Annotated in this window: 19 protein-coding genes; 5 read left to right on the top strand and 14 right to left on the bottom strand. The window is 65.7% G+C overall.

Annotation, left to right across the window (positions count from 1 at the left end):
- Positions 1-22 precede the first annotated feature (22 nt).
- The 6 genes from deoC to SLQ33_RS08715 form a co-directional block, all read right to left on the bottom strand.
- Complete coding sequence (gene deoC / locus SLQ33_RS08740; RefSeq protein WP_319453430.1) at positions 23-700, bottom strand: deoxyribose-phosphate aldolase; 678 nt, start codon at positions 698-700, stop codon at positions 23-25.
- Complete coding sequence (locus SLQ33_RS08735; RefSeq protein ID WP_319453429.1) at positions 700-1104, bottom strand: DUF2599 domain-containing protein; 405 nt, start codon at positions 1102-1104, stop codon at positions 700-702. Before SLQ33_RS08735 ends, deoC begins: the two co-directional genes overlap by 1 nt.
- 3 nt (positions 1105-1107) lie before the next feature.
- Positions 1108-1404 (bottom strand): DUF2516 family protein, encoded by a 297-nt coding sequence (locus tag SLQ33_RS08730; protein ID WP_319453428.1) that lies wholly within the window; start codon positions 1402-1404, stop codon positions 1108-1110.
- 52 nt (positions 1405-1456) lie between these two features.
- On the bottom strand, positions 1457-2065 hold the full coding sequence (locus SLQ33_RS33590) for a heparin-binding hemagglutinin (protein WP_413467613.1): 609 nt from the start codon (positions 2063-2065) through the stop codon (positions 1457-1459).
- Between the two features lie 71 nt (positions 2066-2136).
- A complete protein-coding gene (locus SLQ33_RS08720; protein WP_319453427.1) occupies positions 2137-2601 on the bottom strand; it encodes a helix-turn-helix transcriptional regulator in 465 nt (154 codons plus the stop codon).
- A gap of 89 nt (positions 2602-2690) precedes the next feature.
- On the bottom strand, positions 2691-4001 hold the full coding sequence (locus SLQ33_RS08715) for a DUF445 domain-containing protein (RefSeq protein WP_319453426.1): 1311 nt from the start codon (positions 3999-4001) through the stop codon (positions 2691-2693).
- A gap of 101 nt (positions 4002-4102) precedes the next feature.
- On the opposite strand from SLQ33_RS08715, the gene SLQ33_RS08710 reads away from it, so the two are divergent.
- Positions 4103-4807, top strand: coding sequence for a TetR/AcrR family transcriptional regulator (locus SLQ33_RS08710; RefSeq protein WP_319453425.1), 705 nt, complete (start codon positions 4103-4105; stop codon positions 4805-4807).
- A gap of 4 nt (positions 4808-4811) precedes the next feature.
- Entirely contained in the window at positions 4812-5675 is an 864-nt protein-coding gene (locus SLQ33_RS08705) for a polyphosphate kinase 2 family protein (RefSeq protein WP_319453424.1), read from the top strand.
- Between the two features lie 2 nt (positions 5676-5677).
- On the opposite strand, the gene SLQ33_RS08700 is transcribed toward SLQ33_RS08705, so the two are convergent.
- From SLQ33_RS08700 to SLQ33_RS08685, 4 genes are all read right to left on the bottom strand, one after another.
- Complete coding sequence (locus tag SLQ33_RS08700) at positions 5678-6550, bottom strand: cyclopropane mycolic acid synthase family methyltransferase (protein WP_319453423.1); 873 nt, start codon at positions 6548-6550, stop codon at positions 5678-5680.
- A gap of 168 nt (positions 6551-6718) precedes the next feature.
- Positions 6719-7573: a 3-hydroxybutyryl-CoA dehydrogenase gene (locus SLQ33_RS08695; RefSeq protein ID WP_319453422.1), complete on the bottom strand. Its 855-nt coding sequence runs from the start codon at positions 7571-7573 to the stop codon at positions 6719-6721.
- A 73-nt stretch (positions 7574-7646) separates the two neighbouring features.
- Entirely contained in the window at positions 7647-8933 is a 1287-nt protein-coding gene (gene aceA / locus SLQ33_RS08690) for an isocitrate lyase (protein ID WP_319453421.1), read from the bottom strand.
- A 262-nt stretch (positions 8934-9195) separates the two neighbouring features.
- Entirely contained in the window at positions 9196-9975 is a 780-nt protein-coding gene (locus tag SLQ33_RS08685) for an acyl-[acyl-carrier-protein] thioesterase (RefSeq protein WP_319453821.1), read from the bottom strand.
- Positions 9976-10104: 129 nt separating this feature from the next.
- Here SLQ33_RS08685 and ramB point away from each other — a divergent pair, with 129 nt between their 5' ends.
- Entirely contained in the window at positions 10105-11520 is a 1416-nt protein-coding gene (gene ramB, locus SLQ33_RS08680; RefSeq protein WP_319453420.1) for an acetate metabolism transcriptional regulator RamB, read from the top strand.
- Between the two features lie 10 nt (positions 11521-11530).
- On the top strand, positions 11531-12085 hold the full coding sequence (locus SLQ33_RS08675) for a carboxymuconolactone decarboxylase family protein (protein ID WP_319453419.1): 555 nt from the start codon (positions 11531-11533) through the stop codon (positions 12083-12085).
- A gap of 1 nt (position 12086) precedes the next feature.
- On the opposite strand, the gene SLQ33_RS08670 is transcribed toward SLQ33_RS08675, so the two are convergent.
- The 4 genes from SLQ33_RS08670 to adh are packed head-to-tail and all read right to left on the bottom strand — an operon-like array spanning position 12087 to position 15792.
- The gene (locus tag SLQ33_RS08670) at positions 12087-12356 is read right to left on the bottom strand and encodes a hypothetical protein (RefSeq protein ID WP_319453418.1); all 270 of its coding nucleotides are present in this window, start codon (positions 12354-12356) and stop codon (positions 12087-12089) included.
- 4 nt (positions 12357-12360) lie between these two features.
- Positions 12361-13755, bottom strand: coding sequence for a dihydrolipoyl dehydrogenase (gene lpdA, locus SLQ33_RS08665; RefSeq protein WP_319453417.1), 1395 nt, complete (start codon positions 13753-13755; stop codon positions 12361-12363).
- A 22-nt stretch (positions 13756-13777) separates the two neighbouring features.
- Entirely contained in the window at positions 13778-14269 is a 492-nt protein-coding gene (locus tag SLQ33_RS08660; RefSeq protein WP_319453416.1) for a DUF779 domain-containing protein, read from the bottom strand.
- Positions 14269-15792 (bottom strand): aldehyde dehydrogenase, encoded by a 1524-nt coding sequence (adh, locus tag SLQ33_RS08655; RefSeq protein WP_319453415.1) that lies wholly within the window; start codon positions 15790-15792, stop codon positions 14269-14271. The genes SLQ33_RS08660 and adh overlap by 1 nt, the downstream gene beginning before the upstream one ends.
- 68 nt (positions 15793-15860) lie before the next feature.
- Here adh and SLQ33_RS08650 point away from each other — a divergent pair, with 68 nt between their 5' ends.
- A complete protein-coding gene (locus SLQ33_RS08650) occupies positions 15861-17861 on the top strand; it encodes a prolyl oligopeptidase family serine peptidase (protein WP_319453414.1) in 2001 nt (666 codons plus the stop codon).
- Positions 17862-17935: the final 74 nt, after the last annotated feature.

Here is a 17935-nt window from a genome sequence, read left to right as displayed (position 1 = left end):
ACGGGCTGTTAGCGCGCCGAAGTCACGCGAGCCCGTCGAGGACGGCGCGCGTCCCCGACAGCCCGAGCCTCGTCGCACCCGCGTCGAGCATGGCGATGGCGTCGGTGGCGGTCCGGATGCCTCCGCTGGCCTTGACTCCGACGAGTGGGCCGACGGCGGCGGCCATCACCTCGACGGCGCGTACGGATGCCCCGCCGGCGGGATGAAACCCCGTCGAGGTCTTCACGAAGTCGGCTTCCGCGTCGGCCGCGGCGCGGCACACGTCGACGAGCGTCTGCTCCCCGGCGAGGTCGAGCAGGGCGGCCGATTCGACGATCACCTTGAGCACCGCGTTCGGAACCGCTTCCCGGACGGCGGCCACGTCGGCACGCACGGCCTCGACGTCACCGGCGATGGCGGCGCCGACGTCGATGACCATGTCGACCTCCTCCGCGCCCGATTCGACCGCGAGCCGGGCCTCTTGCGCCTTGATCGCCGAAACGTGTTTGCCTGAAGGGAATCCCACGACGGTGGCGGTGACGACGCCCACCCCGCCGGCCAACCGCACCACGGGGACCATCGATGGGGAGACGCACACCGCATACACGCCGAGGTCTTCGGCCTCCTGCACCAGGAACCTGACGTCGACGTCGGTGGCTTCGGGTTTGAGCAGCGTGTGATCGACGAGCGCGGCGACGTGGTCGCGCGTCCAGGTCGGCATCAGAACGGTTCTTCGGTGCCGCCAGGGTTGCAGCCGGCGGCCATCATCTGGGTGGCGTCGACCTCGGGCCGCCACGGCTCGAGGTTCCAGCTGGTCTTGCCGGGTGCGACGAATTCGGCGCCGTTCCAGTGGCACATGAACTGCTCACGCATACCGGGGATGGCGGCGTCGGGCGCCGACGCGAGCACCTCGGCCCACGCTTCGTCGGCAGCGGCGCCGGGGCGGCCGGACGCGTCGCGGCCCGCAGGCGTCGGATAGACGCGCAGGCTGGACAGGTCACCCCAGTGCACCCATTCGGTGTGATCGACGTACGGCGGCGCTGGGATCGGGTTCGCAGCTGCGGTCCCGGCGGGGGCCAGCAGCAGTCCAACCGCCCACGCGACGGCAACGAGCAAGCGGCGCACGGACTATCGCGACTTTCCCTGGACTTCGAGCACCTTCGGCCGGACGTCGACGAGGTACACGCCTGCGGCCACCGCGGCGATCGCGACGCCGGTGATGCCGAGCCCGATGATGTTGGTGATGAACGAGATGAGGACGGCGCCACCGAGGATGGCCATCCACGCGTTCTTGGTCATCTTGCCCGCCGCCGGATACGCATCGGTGCGCTGAAGCGCGGCGTGAATCAGGGCGTAGACCGACACGGCGAGGACGACGAGGTGAATACCAAAGAGGACGTACTCCGCAAGGTATTGAAGCTGCACGCTCCAAGCCTATGCGGGGTACGTCCCCTTATGCGAACTAGCTCGTGTCGAGCTACTTCTGGGTGACCTTCTTGGCCGGCGCCTTCTTGGCCGGAGCCTTCTTGGCGGGGGCCTTCTTCGCCGGCGCCTTGGCAGCGGCCTTCTTCACCGGTGCGGCGGCCTTCGCGGCCTTCTTCGGCAGCTCGACGCCAACCAGCTTGGCGGCGCGCTCACCGACGGCGCGGGTCTGGCTGGCCACGGTGCCCAGCGCGTCCTGCGTCAGCTCGACGGCCTGGTCGGTCACGCTCTCGACGCGGCTCGCGGCCTCTTCGATCGCGGGCGTGCTGCGGATGCGCGCGAGCGCCTCCTCGCCACGCTCGACGAGCTTGTTGTACTGCGCGGTGGCGGCGTCGGCATAACCCTCGGCAGCCTTGCGCAGCTCGTCGCTGCTCAGCTTTTCGCGCAGCTCGCCGAACTGGGTCGGCAGCTCTTCCTGCAGCTTGGTCAGGCGCGCACGGCGCTCCTCGACCCGCGTGCCGGCCTCGGTGCGGGCCTCTTCGGCGCGCTCGCGCAGGGTGAGCACGATCTCGTTGACCGTGGCGAGCGCCAGGTCGGCGGCTCCGACGGCGGCAAGCAACGGGGCCTTCAGGTCTTCGATTGTCGGCTGGTTCTTCTCGGCCATGGTGATTCCTTTCTCAGTGAATTTCTTCGTTGATTTCTCAGGTGTTGGTTGGTGCAACGGTGGAGCGGTCGTCAGTCAGTGGCGGGCTCCTCGGTGGTCTCGATGGCCAACGCTTCGTCGACCGTCGCCGCCGGAGCGGCTGCCTCCGAAGTCACCGCCGGGGCGGCTGCGGAGACGTTCTGGTCGACAAACGACGTGTAGATGTCGAGCAGCACCTGCTTCTGCCGCTCGGTGATCGCGGTGTCGGCGATGACCGCGTCCCGAACCTCACTGGGCTCGCTGGGCTCGAGAATCCCGGCCCGGACGTAGAGCACCTCGGCGGAGAGCCGAAGCGCCTTCGCGATCTGGCTCAGCACATCGGCCGACGGCTTGCGTAGCCCCCGCTCGATCTGGCTGAGGTAGGGGTTGCTCACCCCTGCCTTCTCGGCCAGTTGCCGCACCGAGACTTGCGCAGCTTCGCGCTGCGCCCGGATGAAGCCACCGATGTCCTGAGCGGCGTTGGTCACGACAGCCGCAAGGTTCTCGTCTTGAGACATGCATGACCCCCTTTTCGTCAGTAACCGGTTGGCTTCGAAATCAACCGTACGACGGGGTGCTAGCTTTTGCAAGCACTAGCTAGCGCAGGTCAGAAGAGTAGTTGGGCTATCGAATAGATGATCAGGCCGGCCAGCGAACCGACCACGGTGCCGTTGATCCGAATGAACTGCAGGTCACGGCCGACGTGCAATTCGATGCGGCGGCTGGCCTCGTCGGCGTCCCAGCGTTCGATGGTTTCGGTGATGATCGCTGTGATCTCCGTCCCATACTGCGAGACGAGGTGTTGGGCCGCCCTGACGATCCAGTTGTCGACCTTGTCGCGCAAGTCGGAGTCGTCGCGCAGCGACTCGCCGATGTGAATGACGGAATCGGCGATCCGCGCCCGCAGGGCCGACGACGGGTCTTCGACCGATTCCAGCAGGATGCGCTTGGCGGCGGTCCAGGCCGTCTCGGCCGCCTTCGCGACCTCCTCGCGCGCCATGATCTGTTCCTTGACCTTCTCGGCCCGCGCGACCGTTGCCTCGTCGTTTTGCAGATCGTCGGCGAACTCGAACAGGAACTTGGTGGCCGAGCGACGAAGTTCGTGGTCGGGGTTGCGGCGCACCTTGTCGGTGAAGTCCATCAGCTCGCGGTGGATGCGGTCGCCGATCAGGCTGTCGACCCAGCGCGGTGACCAAGAGGGCGAGTCGCGCTCGATGACCCGCTCGATGGTGTCGCCGGCGTTCAGCGACCACTGGAACGCGCGGTCGGCCAGCAGCTGAAGCAGCGCCTCCTGGCGGTGCTCCTCCAGCAGCGAGGTCAACACCCGTCCGATCGGCGGTCCCCATTGCGGTTCGGCGATGCGCTTGACGATCATCCGGTCCAACACCTGCTGGACGTCCTCGTCGCGCAGCATCTCGACCAGCACCTGTAGCACCGTCGACGCCTCCGCGGCCACTCGCTCCGCGTGCGCCCGCTCCGACAGCCACTTGCCGATCCGACCGGCGACCTCGGCATCGCGCAGCTTGGTCTCGACGACCTCCGCCGACATGAAGTTCTCGCGGACGAAGGTGCCGAGCCCCTCGCCCAGCTGATCCTTCTTGCGCTTGATGATCGCCGTGTGCGGGATCGGGATGCCGAGCGGATGCTTGAACAGCGCGGTGACCGCGAACCAGTCGGCGAGCGCGCCCACCATGCCCGCTTCAGCGGCCGCGCGCACGTAGCCCACCCAGTCGGCCGCACCGCGGGACTGCGCCCACGTACACACCAGGAAGATCACCGTCGCACCGAGCAGGAAGCTCAGCGCGACGAGTTTCATCCGCCGCAATCCGCGCGCTCGTTCGGCGTCAGCAACGCTGTCGGCACCCGCGAACGACTCGGCGAGGCTCGGCCGCGCTTGCGCGGAAGGTCGGTGTGACACGCCTCCATCATCCCTTGTTCGCGCGGCGGCAGTCCGCCGGAGCTGCGGCGCGCGTGTTCGGCCGTATTATCAAGGGGACTAGGGAACGGGACACGACGAAAGTGGCACAACAGACCCCCGCCAGCGTCATCAAGACCGACGGGCGCAAGCGACGCTGGCATCAGCACAAAGTCGACCGGCGCAATGAGTTGGTCGACGGCACCCTAGAGGCCATCCGCCAACGCGGCAGCAACGTCAGCATGGACGAGATCGCGGCCGAGATCGGCGTCAGCAAGACGGTGCTCTACCGCTACTTCGTCGACAAGAACGACCTGACGACCGCCGTGATGATGCGTTTCGCGCAGACCACGCTGATCCCCAACATGGCCGCCGCCCTCGTATCGAATCTCGACGGCTACGCCCTCACCCGGGAGATCATTCGGGTGTACGTCGACACCGTCGCCGCCGAGCCCGAGATCTACCCATTCGTGATGGCGAACAGCTCGGCGAGCAAGAGCAAGGCGGTCGCGGACTCCGAGCAGATCATCGCGCGCATGCTGGGCGTGATGCTGCGCCGCCGGATGGCACAGGAGGACATGGACACCCACGGCGCCGAGCCATGGGCGTTCATGATCGTCGGCGGTGTGCAACTGTCCACCCACTCGTGGATGTCGAATCCGCGGATGCCCAAGGATGACTTGATCGACTACCTGACGATGCTGTCGTGGAACGCCTTGCGCGGCATCGTCGAGGCGGGCGGCTCACTGGAGAAGTTCAACGCGATGCCGCATCCGTCTCCGGTGGTGCCGCCGCAACTGCTTGACTGATCGGATGAGTGACACCGAGCTGCCGTCGTTGTGGACGCACGAACCGCACATCCATCTCGAGTTCAAGCCGGGCGAGCGGGTGTCGGACATCAAGACCAACGCCACCCCCGGGTTCAAGGGGTCCAAGAGCGACGCCCCCGATCTGCAGGCGCAGCGCAACGAGCGGTTCGCCGAACTGCAGGAGAGGTTGTACGCCAACAGCCGCTCGGGCGACACGCGCTCGATCCTGTTGGTGCTGCAGGGCATGGATACCGCGGGCAAGGGCGGAATCGTCAAACACGTTGTGGGAGCGGGTAATCCGCAGGGTATCCGCTACACCAGCTTCGGCAAGCCCACGGCGGAGGAACTCGCCCACCACTACCTGTGGCGGATCCGCAATGCACTGCCCACGGCGGGACACATCGGCGTGTTCGACCGCTCGCACTACGAGGACGTGCTGATCGTGCGGGTGCACGAGCTGGTGCCGCCCGAGGTGTGGGGGGCCAGGTACGACGAGATCAACGCATTCGAGAAGGAACTCGTCGACGGTGGGACGACGATCATCAAGGTCGCGATGTTCGTCTCCCTCGACGAGCAGAAGGCGCGGCTGGCCGAACGGCTCGAGCGCCCCGACAAGTACTGGAAGTACAACCCAGCCGACATCGACGAGCGGCTCCTGTGGCCCAAGTACCAGGAGGCCTACCAGGCGGTGCTGGATCGCACCTCGACCGAGTACGCGCCGTGGCACGTCGTACCCTGCGACCGGAAGTGGTATTCACGGCTGGCGATCACCGAACTGCTGATCGAGGCGCTCGAGGGGCTCGACTTGTCTTGGCCGCCAGCTGATTTCGACGTCGAGGCGGAGAAGAAGCGGCTGGCCAGTAGCTGACGCTACTTGACCAGGGTGAACTGACCGACGTTGGTGATGCCGCGCCGGAAGAAGTCCGCGCAACCAGTCAGATACCGCATGTAGCGGTCGTAGACCTCGTCGTCGGTGATGGCGATCGCCTCGGCCTTGTTGCGCTCCAGATTCTCTGCCCACATGTCGAGGGTGCGGGCGTAGTGCGGGCGCAGCAGATGGGTGCGGGCCAACGTGAAGCCCGAATCCGCCGCCAGCGCCTCGATGTCCTCCGTGGCCGGGAGCTCGCCACCCGGGAAGATCTCCTTGCCAATGAACTGCATGAACTTCAGATCACTGATCGTCACGGCGATGCCGTTCTCGCGGAAGAACTTCTGCGTGTGCGCCAGGATCGTGTGCAGCAGCATGCGGCCGTCGTCGGGAAGGATGCGGTGCGCCTTGTCGAAGAACGCGCCGTAGCGTTCCTTCTTGAACGCCTCGAACGCGCCGATCGACACGATTCGATCGACCGGTTCGTCGAACTCTTCCCAGCCCTGCAGCCGCACGTCCACCGAGCGCGCCGACGAAACGCCTCCCAGCTTCGCGGAACTGTATTCGAACTGATTACGGCTCAGCGTGATGCCGATGACGTTGACGTCGTACTTCTCCAGGGCCAGTTTCAGCGCGCCACCCCACCCACACCCGATGTCGAGCAGCGTCATGCCGGGCGAAAGGTCGAGCTTCGAGAGCGCGAGATCGAACTTGGCGACTTGCGCTTCTTCCAGCGTCATGTCGTCGCGCTCGAAGTAGGCACAGGTGTAGCCCATGGTCGGGCCTAGGAACAAAGCGAAGAAGTCGTCCGAAATGTCGTAGATCGACTGCGACTCTTCGTAGAACGGCGACAGCTCGGACTCAACCTGTGACATATGACAACTATCCCTCGTGGACGTCCAAAATCAGGACGGCCGGGGGGCGGGGCGCAACAGAATTTCTGACCCACACGTCCCCCGGACACGGACCTCCCGACCCTACCATAGGTAGCTTAGCTAATTACCTGGCGGCAAAGTAGCTTAACTAGTGGCAGCTGCAGCAACTCAGTAGGAATAGAAGCCCCGGCCCGACTTCTTGCCTAGCTGACCCGCTTCGACCATGCGCTGCAGGAGCGGCGGCGGCCCGTAGAGCGGCTCCTTGAACTCGTCGAACATCTTGTCCGCGATCAGCTTCAGCGTGTCGAGTCCGATCAGGTCGGATAGCTTCAGCGGCCCCATTGGATGCGACAGGCCCGCGACGACGGCGGTGTCGATGTCCTCGACCGTGGCGACGCCTGCCTCCGCCATGCGAATGGCCGACAACAGGTACGGCACCAGCAGGGCGTTGACCACGAACCCGGAGCGGTCCGAGCAGCGAACCACCTGCTTGCCGAGCACGGCGCTGGCGAACTGTTCGACCCGCGCGGCGGCCTCGTCGGTGGTGACGAGCGTGCTGACCAACTCGACCAGCGGCAGCACGGGCACCGGGTTGAAGAAGTGCAGCCCCAGCACGCGGCCCGGATTCTTTGTCGCCGCAGCGATCTTCATGATCGGAATGCTCGACGTATTCGACGCCAGCACGGCGTCGGGGTCGGTGATGACCTCGTCGAGCTCGGCGAACACCTTCGCCTTGACGGCCTCGTCCTCGACGATCGCCTCGATCACCAGCTGGCGATCGGAGAGATCGGCAAGCGTGGTGGTGAACGACAGCCGGGCCAGTGTGGCGTCACGCTCGGCCGCGTCCAGCTTGCCCTTGCTGACGGCCCGTTCCAGCGACGCAGTGATGCGCTTCCGACCGGCTTCCGTGAGCTTCTCGGTGGGTTCGTAGACGCGAACGTCGGCACCGGCCTTGGCCGAAACCTCGGCGATGCCCGCGCCCATTTGCCCGGCGCCGATGACGCCCACTCGTTCGATGCTCACTCAAAGCTCCTCTGCATAGCGACAGGCCCCGCTCAAGAAACCCGAGCGGGGCCTGCGCTGTCAACTCATCAACTCAGTGGAACTGGCCCTCTTCGGTCGAGCCCGCGAGCGCGGTAGTCGACGAGGTGGGATCCACGGTGGTGGCGATCCGGTCGAAGTAGCCCGCGCCGACCTCGCGCTGGTGCTTCGTCGCGGTGTAGCCGCGCTCCTCGGCGGCGAACTCGCGCTCCTGGAGCTCCACGTAGGCGCTCATCTGGTTGCGGGCGTAACCGTGGGCCAGATCGAACATCGAGTAGTTCAGGGCGTGGAAGCCCGCGAGGGTGATGAACTGGAACTTGAAGCCCATCGCGCCGAGCTCGTTCTGGAACTTCGCGATGGTCGCGTCGTCCAGGTGCTGCTTCCAGTTGAACGACGGCGAGCAGTTGTAGGCCAGCATCTGGTCCGGGAACTCGCTCTTGACGCCCTCGGCGAACTTCTTGGCCAGCTCCAGGTCCGGGGTGCCGGTCTCCATCCAGATGAGGTCGGAGTACGGCGCGTAGGACTTGGCGCGGGCGATGCACGGCTCGAGGCCGTTCTTGACGAAGTAGAAGCCTTCCTTGGTGCGCTCACCGGTGATGAACGGCTGATCGCGCTCGTCCACGTCGGAGGTGATCAGCGTGGCGGCCTCGGCGTCGGTACGGGCGATGACGACCGTCGGCACGTCGGCGACGTCGGATGCGAGGCGGGCGGAGGTCAGCGTGCGGATGTGCTGCTGCGTGGGGATCAGCACCTTGCCACCGAGGTGGCCGCACTTCTTCTCCGACGCCAGCTGGTCCTCCCAGTGCGAACCGGCGACACCCGCGGCGATCATGGCCTTCTGCAGCTCGTAGACGTTCAGCGCGCCACCGAAGCCCGCCTCACCGTCGGCGACGATCGGGGCCAGCCAGTTCTCGACCGACCGGTCGCCCTCGACCTTGGCGATCTGGTCGGCGCGCAGCAGCGCATTGTTGATCCGGCGGACCACCTGCGGCACCGAGTTGGCCGGGTACAGGCTCTGGTCGGGGTAGGTGTGGCCGGACAGGTTCGCGTCACCGGCGACCTGCCAGCCGGACAGGTAGATGGCCTTGAGGCCGGCGCGGACCTGCTGCACGGCCTGGTTGCCGGTCAGCGCGCCAAGCGAGTTGACGTACTCCATGTCGTGCAGCTGCTCCCAGAGCACCTCGGCGCCGCGGCGGGCCAGGGTCGACTCCTCGACGACGTGGCCCTGCAGGGCGACGACGTCCTTGGGCGTGTAGGTGCGGGTGATGCCCTTCCAGCGCGGGTTGTGGTCCCAGTCGTGCTGGATCTGCTCGGGGCTCTTCGGCGTGCCAACGGTGGACATTCAGTGCTCCTTCGGTTCGTCGCTGCGGGAGCGTCGACCTTGGATGAATTGTTAACGTCGGCGCAGCTTCACTGGTGTGCTACTACGAGCATGCACCACTGCATATCTGCAGGTCCAGTCGATTACCGTGCCATTTTTTGCCAACGCCAATCGTTTACTTGCGAAGATTGCGAAGACCACCACTAGCTGAACCGGTTCAGAAGTTACCGCCCAGTAGCGGGTTTTCGCAGGTCAGTACGCTCGTACTGTTAGCGGGATCGGTTCAGAGCGAGAAGATGCTGGCGACGGCTTTGGTCTCGTCGCCGACCGCGTATGTGAGCGTTGTAACAGTCCGATCGGTGAGCTCTGCGCCGAACTTGTCGGTGGAGCCGGCCGGATACACGTGCCTGATGATCTCCAACTGGTCCCCTAGTGCGACCGGGAGATCGTGCTCGATCGTGACGCGCAGCGGCCAGGCCATCAGTTCGGGCTGCGTGGAGAGGTAGTCCTCGACGACGCTCCAGTACACAGAATTGTTCATGTGGTCGAAGATGTCGATGTCGCTGACCCGGACTGGGTAGGCCCGGATCTCGGCAGCGTCATCGCGGCTGCCCGCCTTCAGGTACGCCTTCCACCTCAGCCGGTCGACGGCGGTGGTGCGCTGCAGTCCCTCGAGGAAGTCGTCGGAGATGCGGGCGGGGCCCTGCGTCTCCCGATTGATGTTGATCCAGAATGCCTCGGACTCCATCAACCCGCCGCCGCGCACCCCGTCGATTCGCACCCGCATCTCGCACCACCGGTTCGAGGTTCCCGAACACCAGCGGCGCAGGCGCAGCATGTCCTTGAACTCGATCGGCCTGATCAGATCGATCATGGTGCGGCGCACGATCCAAAGCGGGTGCGTCTCCTCGAAGCCCATCTCGCGCAGCTGGTCCGAGCCGATGTCCTGAATGTGCCGCGTCGCGGCGTCGAACTTCAGCCGAGCCTCGCGGTCGACGTCGGCGACGCGCAGTGGCCACTGAATGTCGAAGACGTCGGGGTGCGGATCGGGGACGGGCATCATCGCCTTGGCCAGGCCTGTCGCCGGGCCGCTGACCTCACCGGTGCTGCTCACGGTTCGAGATACTGCCATAGCTCGAACCGATGCCAAGACTGCGAAGGTAGTCTTCACAAGCCCGTTATGCTTGCTGACGTGGCAAAGACCTTCGTCGGGTCGCGGGTGCGCCAGCTTCGTAGCGAACGCGGCTTCAGCCAGGCGGCGCTCGCGCAGAAGCTCGACATCTCCCCGAGTTACCTCAACCAGATCGAGCACGACGTCCGTCCGCTGACGGTGGCAGTGCTGCTCCGCATCACCGAGGTGTTCGGCGTCGACGCGACGTTCTTCGCCTCACAGGACGACACCCGATTGGTCGCCGAGCTCCGCGAGGTCACGATGGACCGCGATATCGGCGTCGACGTCGATCAGTCCGAGCTCGCCGACGTCGTCAGTGCCCATCCGAACTTGGCCAAGGCGTTGGTGAACCTTCACCGCCGCTACCGGCTGACCACCGCACAGCTGGCCGCCGCCACCGAGGGGCGGTTCTCCGACGGCAGCGGCAGCGGCTCGATCACGATGCCGCACGAAGAGGTGCGCGACTACTTCTACGAGCGCCAGAACTACCTGCACGAACTCGACACCGCTGCCGAGGAGCTCACCATTCGCATGCGGATGCACCGCGCCGAGCTGGCCCGCGACCTGTCGAACCGGCTGATCTCGGTGCACGACGTCCGCATCGTCACGCGCATCGACCCCGGCGACACCGTGCTGCACCGGTTCGACCCCGAGACGAAGACGCTGCAGATCGGCGGCCACCTGTCCTCGGGGCAATACGTGTTCAAGCTCGCCACCGAACTGGCCTACCTCGAGTTCGGCGACCTGATCGACGGCCTCGTCGACGACGGCAACTTCACCAGTGACGAGTCGCGCACCCTGGCCCGGCTCGGGCTGGCCAACTACTTCGCCGCGGCGACGATCCTGCCGTACGGCCAGTTCCACGACGTCGCCGAGAACTTCCGCTACGACGTGGAGCGGCTGTCGGCCTTCTACTCGGTGTCCTACGAGACGATCGCGCACCGGCTCTCGACGTTGCAGCGCCCCTCGATGCGAGGGGTGCCGCTCTCGTTCGTGCGCGTCGACCGGGCAGGCAACATGTCGAAACGCCAGTCCGCCACCGGTTTTCACTTCTCCTCCAGCGGCGGCACCTGTCCGCTATGGAACGTCTACGAGACGTTCGCCAACCCTGGGAAGATCGGAGTGCAGATCGCCCAGATGCCCGACGGTAGGCACTACATGTGGGTGGCGCGCACCGTCGAACGGCGTGCGTCGCGGTACGGCCAGCCGGGCAAGACGTTCGCGATCGGGCTGGGGTGCGAACTCCGGCACGCCAACCGGCTCGTCTACTCAGAGGGCCTCGACCTGTCGGGCGAAGTCGCGACGCCCATCGGCGCCGGATGCCGCGTGTGCGAGCGCGACAACTGCCCGCAGCGTGCCTTCCCCGCCCTTGGCCGCGCGCTCGATCTCGACGAGCACCGCAGCACGGTGTCCCCCTACCTCGTGAAGCATCCCTAGACTCGCTCAGATGAGCGCTCCAGATGCCGCCCCCGCCCGCATCCCGCCCGGCGACTTCCGCGAGTTGGGTCCGCTCAACTGGGTCATCGCCAAGGCCGGCGCCCGCGTCATCCGCGCGCCGAGGTTCGCACTGTTCGACGTCATTGGCCAACACCGGCTGCTGTTCCTCTTGTGGGCGCCCTTCTCGGCGCTGCTGCTCGGGTTCGGCAAGCTCTCCCGCAGGGACGCCGAGACGGTGATCCTGCGCGTGGGGCATCTGCGCAACTGCGAATACGAGCTCCAACAGCACCGCAGGCTGGCCAGGACACGCGGGATCAACGCAGAGACCCAAGCGAAGATCTTCGAGGGGCCCGATGCCGAGGGCCTGACCGACCGGCAGCGCGTGCTGATCACCGCGACCGACGAGTTCGTCATCACCCGGTCGATGTCGGCGGAGACCTGGGCCGCGATGAGCGCGCAGTACGACCGTCGTCAGCTCATCGAATTCTGCTTGCTCACAGCACAATACGACGGTTTGGCGGCGACGATCGCCACGTTGAAGATCCCGCTGGACTTCCCGGACTGACCTACAGGTAGGTCACGCCGAGCACGGCCACCGAGAACAGCAGCGGGGAGATCGGCAACCCCCACAGGAACGCCGCCTTGGCAAAGGCCTTGCGGCGGTAGAACACCCAGCCGAACAAGCCGCCGCCGAGCGCAAGCGCGAAGCTGATGCCCGCGACCACCAACACCCAGAAGCTGACGCTCTGCGAGTTGGTGGCCAGCTTGATCCCGACCAGCCACAGCACGTGACCGATCACCAGCCCGCCGAGCCCGGCGACGATCGTGGCTCTCAAGGTGTTAGAAGTTGATCATGTGGCCGGCCAGGCCGTGGAAGCACTCCTGCAGCGCTTCGGACAGCGTGGGATGGGTGTGCACGTTGCGAGCGAGCTCGTTGACAGTGAGGTCCCACTTCTGCGCCAGCGTCAGCTCCGGCAGCAGCTCGGCGACGTCGGGGCCGATGAGGTGCCCGCCGAGCAGTTCCCCGTACTTGGCGTCGGCGACCAGCTTCACGAAGCCGGTGGGGTCGCCCAGCCCGTGCGCCTTGCCGTTGGCCGTGAACGGGAACTTGGCGACCTTGACGTCGTAGCCCTCGTCGCGGGCCTGCTGCTCGGTCAGCCCGAAGCTGGCCACCTGCGGCTGGCAGAACGTCGCACGAGGCATCATCCGGTAGTCGCCCAGCGCCAAAGTCTCGGCGCCAGCGATGGTTTCGGCGGCGACGACACCTTGTGCCTCGGCGACGTGGGCCAGCTGCAGCAAGCCGGTGACATCGCCGATGGAGTAGATGTGCGGCACGTTGGTGCGCAGGTAGTCGTCGACGGCGATGGCCTTGCGGTCAGTGAGCTTGACGCCCGTCGACTCCAACCCGAACCCCTCGACGTTGGGTCCGAAGCCGATCGCCTGCAGCACCTTGTCGGTCTTGAGTTCCTCGGTCTTGCCGTCCTTGCTGACGGTGACGGTCACCTGTGTTCCGTCATCAACGATCGACTCGACCTTGGTGCCGGTGAGGATCTTCACGCCGAGCTTCTTGTACTGCTTCTCGATCTCCTTGGAGACCTCGGCGTCCTCGTTGGGCAGCGCACGCGGCAGGAACTCGACGATGGTGACGTCGACGCCGTAGTTCTTCAGCACGTAGGCGAACTCCATGCCGATGGCGCCCGCGCCGGCGATCACGATCGATCCGGGCAGCTCCCGCGACAGGATCTGCTCCTCGTAGGTGACGACGTTCTCACTCAACGACGTGCCGGGCACCAGCCGAGTGGACGAGCCGGTGGCGATGATGGCGTTGTCGAACGTGACGGTCTCGGTGCCGCCTTCGTTGAGGTCGACGGCCAGCGTGTGGTCGTCGGTGAACTTCCCGTAGCCGTGGATCTCGGTGATCTTGTTCTTCTTCATCAGGAAGTGCACGCCAGCCACGCGGCCGTCGGCGACCTTGCGGCTGCGGTCGAACGCGACGCCGTAGTCGAACGTCGCCTCCCCGCTGATGCCGAACTGCTTGGCTTCCTTGTTGAAGATGTGGGCGAGCTCCGCGTTGCGCAGCAGCGCCTTGCTCGGGATGCAACCGACGTTGAGGCAGACCCCGCCCCAGTACTTCGGTTCGACGATGGCGGTGTTCAGCCCGAGTTGGGCGGCCCGAATGGCCGCGACGTACCCGCCAGGGCCTGCTCCAAGAACGACGACGTCATAGTGAGTCACGCGTCCACCCTAATAGTCGCCGCTAGTGCGCAATGCGGGCCGCGGGAATCGGGCAGGCATCCACCGCTTCGGCGACGACGTGCGTGCCAGTGTCGGGTGGCCGCTCGCCGCGTTCGTAGCCGACGCCGGTCACGGGCGGGTGCTCGTCGAGCACGCGGTTCTCTGTCTCGCTGAACGCCCGCCCGCGCGACAGGAACCGCATGCCCTCGGGCGCTTCGAGGCTGAACCCGCCGCCGCGGCCGGGCACCACGTCGATGACCAGCTGCGTGTGCTTCCACGTCTCGAACTGCGAACCGGATATCCACACCGGCACACCGTCCCCGACGTCGAGGATCGCCAGCAGCACGTCGCGGTCGCCGACGATGAACTCACCGTCCGGATAACACATCGGCGACGAGCCGTCGCAGCAGCCACCGGACTGGTGAAACATCAACGCGCCGTGGCGTTTCTGCAGCTTCTCCAGTAGGTCCGCGGCGGATGCGGTGACCAACGCCCGACTGGGGACGTCGGGCATTAGAAGAAGCCTTGGGCCTTGTTGGTGTAGGAGACGAGCAGGTTCTTGGTTTGTTGGTAGTGATCGAGCATCATCTTGTGGTTCTCGCGCCCGATGCCGGATTGCTTGTAGCCGCCGAACGCCGCGTGTGCGGGGTAGGCGTGGTAGCAGTTGGTCCACACCCGGCCGGCCTTGATGTCACGTCCGGCCCGATACGCGGTGTTGCCGTCACGTGACCACACCCCGGCACCCAACCCGTAGAGGGTGTCGTTGGCTTGGGCGATCGCGTCGTCGTAGTCGGTGAACGAGGTGACCGCGACCACGGGTCCGAAGATCTCCTCCTGGAAGATCCGCATCTTGTTGTGCCCGGTGAAGATGGTCGGCTGCACGTAATAGCCCCCGGACAGATCCCCGCCGAGTTCGGCGCGCTCCCCACCCGTGACGATCCTCGCGCCTTCGTCCTTGCCGATCTCGATGTAGGACAACACCTTCTCCAACTGATCATTGGAGGCTTGCGACCCGATCATCGTCTCGGTGTCCAACGGATCGCCCTGGCGCACCGCCTTGGTGCGGATCGCGGCCAACTCGAGGAATTCGTCGTAGACGTCGGCCTGAATCAGCGACCGGGACGGGCACGTGCACACCTCGCCCTGATTCAGCGCGAACATGGTGAACCCCTCCAGGGCCTTGTCCTGGAAGTCATCGCCGGCGGCCATCACGTCGGAGAAGAAGATGTTGGGGCTCTTGCCACCGAGCTCCAACGTCACCGGGATCAGGTTCTGCGACGCATATTGCATGATCAACCGGCCGGTGGTGGTCTCCCCGGTGAACGCGATCTTCGCGATCCGATTCGAGCTCGCCAGCGGCTTGCCCGCCTCCACGCCGAAACCGTTGACCACGTTCAAAACGCCCGCGGGTAGCAGATCGCCGATCAACGACATCAGATACAGGATCGAGGCCGGGGTCTGCTCGGCCGGCTTGAGCACCACACAGTTGCCGGCCGCCAACGCCGGCGCCAGCTTCCAGGTGGCCATCAGGATCGGGAAGTTCCACGGAATGATCTGCCCCACCACACCGAGCGGTTCGTGGAAGTGATAGGCCACCGTGTCCTCGTCGACCTGGCTCAGTGAGCCCTCCTGCGCCCGGATCGCGCCGGCGAAGTAGCGGAAGTGATCCACCGCCAACGGGATGTCGGCGGCCAGCGTCTCGCGGATCGGTTTGCCGTTGTCCCACGACTCGGCCAACGCGATCGACTCCAGATTCGCCTCGATGCGATCAGCGATCTTGTTCAAGATCACGGCCCGCTCGGCCGGCGCGGTCTTACCCCACCCCGGCGCCGCGGCGTGGGCGGCATCCAACGCCAACTCGACGTCGACTTCGGTGGACCGCGGGATCTCACAAAACGGCTGGCCCGTCACCGGGGTCAGATTTTCGAAGTATTCGCCGCCGACGGGTGCTACCCACTCCCCGCCGATGAAATTGGCGTACCGCGATTCGTAGGCCATCGAGGCGTCTGCGGTACCCGGACGTGCGTACACGGTCATTGCGTGACTCCCTGACTTGTGGTCGGTGTAACGGAGCTCACACTACGCTCGCAGGCCACAATGCTTTCGTGGACGACGACCCCAAACTCTGGCTCGAAGACGTCACCGGCGAGGACGCCCTGGACTGGGTGCGACGACACAATGAGCCGACGGTGGCCACGTTCTCCGGCGAGCGCTTCGAACGGATGCGCGCCGAAGCGCTGGAGGTGCTCGACACCGACACCCGCATCCCATACACCCGCCGCCGCGGCGACCACCTCTACAACTATTGGAAGGACGCCGAGCACCCGAAGGGGCTCTGGCGACGGACCACGCTGGAGAGTTACCGCACCGACAACCCGGACTGGGACGTCGTGCTCGACCTCGACGCGTTGGCGGCGGCCGAGGGCGAGAACTGGGTGTGGGGCGGCGCCGACGTCATCTACCCGGAGCGCACGCGGGCGATGGTGACGCTCTCGCGCGGCGGCGCGGACGCCGCGGTGTTGCGCGAATTCGACATGATCACACGGCAATTCGTCGACGGCGGTTTCCAGCTGCCCGAGGCCAAGTCGAGCACGTCGTGGGAGGACGAGGACACGCTGCTGGTGTGCACCGACTTCGGCGACGGCTCGATGACCGAGTCGGGGTACCCGCGCATCGCCAAGCGCTGGCGGCGCGGGCAACCGCTGGACGCCGCGGAGACGATCTTCACCGCCGAACCGACCGACGTCCGCGTCATCGCAGGCGTCGACCGGACACCCGGCTACGAGCACTTCCGGCTCGGGCGGTGGACCGACTTCTACCACCGCACCCGCTACGAGGTGCGCGACGGCGAACTGATCCACATCGAGGTGCCCTCGGACGCGTCCATCTCGCTTCACCGCGAATGGATGTTGATCGAATTGCGCACCGACTGGACCGTCGGTGACACCACGTACGCGGCAGGTGCGCTACTGGCGACCACCTTCGAGGACTTCCTTTCCGGCGGCCGCGAACTGCACGTCGTATTCGAGCCGGATCCGCACACCTGCCTGAACCACTACGGCTGGACGCTGAGCAAGCTGGTGGTGGTGACGTTGCGCGACGTCTCGACCGAGGTGCACATCGTCACGCCCGGAACATGGCAGTCCGAACCGGCCCGCGACATCCCGCCGGCAGCCACCACCGTCGTGGTCGACGTCGACGACGAGGGCGACGAGGTCTTCTACGACTCGAGTGGATTCACCAACCCATCGCGCCTGCTGTACGGCACGGCAGGCGGCGAGCTCACCCAACTCAAGTCGGCGCAGGAGTTCTTCGACTCCGAGGGCATCGACGTCGCACAGCACTTCGCGACGTCGGCCGACGGCACCGCCATCCCTTACTTCGTCGTCGGGCGGTCACGGGACAACGGGCCGGGGCCGACCCTGCTGTACGGATACGGCGGCTTCCAGAACTCGATGACCCCCGGCTACGGCGGCGTCGTCGGATCGCTGTGGCTGGCAAGGGGTGGCACGTACGTGCTGGCCAACATCCGCGGCGGCGGCGAGTACGGGCCGACGTGGCACACCCAGACCCTGCGAGAGGGTCGCCACCTGGTGTACGAGGACTTCGCCGCCGTGGCAAGCGATCTCGTCGACCGCGGCATCACGACGGTGGACCGGCTCGGTGCCATGGGCGGCAGCAATGGCGGTCTGCTCATGGGCGTCATGCTGACGAAGTACCCGGAGCTGTTCGGGGCGTTGGTGTGTAGCGTTCCGCTGCTCGACATGCGGCGCTTTCACCTGCTGCTGGCTGGCGCGTCGTGGGTCGCCGAGTATGGGAATCCCGACGATCCCGACGACTGGGAGTTCATCTCGAAATACTCTCCCTACCAAAACATCTCGGCCGAGAAGCGTTACCCACCGGTGCTGTTCACCACGTCCACCCGCGACGACCGCGTGCATCCTGGCCACGCGCGCAAGATGGCCGCGGCGCTCGAAGAACTCGGCCACCGGGTCTACTACTACGAGAACATCGAAGGCGGCCACGGTGGCGCCGCCGACAACTCGCAGGCTGCGTTCAAGGCGGCGCTGACCTACGAGTTCCTGTGGCGGATGCTGGCCGAGTAGCCGCGGCCTGTAACGGTTGGCCGATCTCGGAGCACTGCACATTCGAACGATCCCAAATTCGTCGGAAGGATGCA

This window comes from Mycobacterium sp. RTGN6, from assembly GCF_033804605.1.
In the GTDB taxonomy this organism is placed as follows: Bacteria; Actinomycetota; Actinomycetes; order Mycobacteriales; family Mycobacteriaceae; genus Mycobacterium.
This window is presented reverse-complemented; position numbering and strand designations above follow the sequence as displayed.

Excerpts from the sequence above, each read along its gene's own strand:
- deoC (WP_319453430.1), bottom strand. The coding sequence starts at position 700 with ATGCCGACCTGGACGCGCGACCACGTCGCCGCGCTCGTCGATCACACG.
- SLQ33_RS33590 (WP_413467613.1), bottom strand. The coding sequence starts at position 2,065 with ATGGCCGAGAAGAACCAGCCGACAATCGAAGACCTGAAGGCCCCGTTG.
- SLQ33_RS08720 (WP_319453427.1), bottom strand. The coding sequence starts at position 2,601 with ATGTCTCAAGACGAGAACCTTGCGGCTGTCGTGACCAACGCCGCTCAG.
- SLQ33_RS08705 (WP_319453424.1), top strand. The coding sequence starts at position 4,812 with ATGAGTGACACCGAGCTGCCGTCGTTGTGGACGCACGAACCGCACATC.
- SLQ33_RS08700 (WP_319453423.1), bottom strand. The coding sequence starts at position 6,550 with ATGTCACAGGTTGAGTCCGAGCTGTCGCCGTTCTACGAAGAGTCGCAG.
- aceA (WP_319453421.1), bottom strand. The coding sequence starts at position 8,933 with ATGTCCACCGTTGGCACGCCGAAGAGCCCCGAGCAGATCCAGCACGAC.
- SLQ33_RS08685 (WP_319453821.1), bottom strand. The coding sequence starts at position 9,975 with ATGATGCCCGTCCCCGATCCGCACCCCGACGTCTTCGACATTCAGTGG.
- SLQ33_RS08675 (WP_319453419.1), top strand. The coding sequence starts at position 11,531 with ATGAGCGCTCCAGATGCCGCCCCCGCCCGCATCCCGCCCGGCGACTTC.
- SLQ33_RS08660 (WP_319453416.1), bottom strand. The coding sequence starts at position 14,269 with ATGCCCGACGTCCCCAGTCGGGCGTTGGTCACCGCATCCGCCGCGGAC.
- adh (WP_319453415.1), bottom strand. The coding sequence starts at position 15,792 with ATGACCGTGTACGCACGTCCGGGTACCGCAGACGCCTCGATGGCCTAC.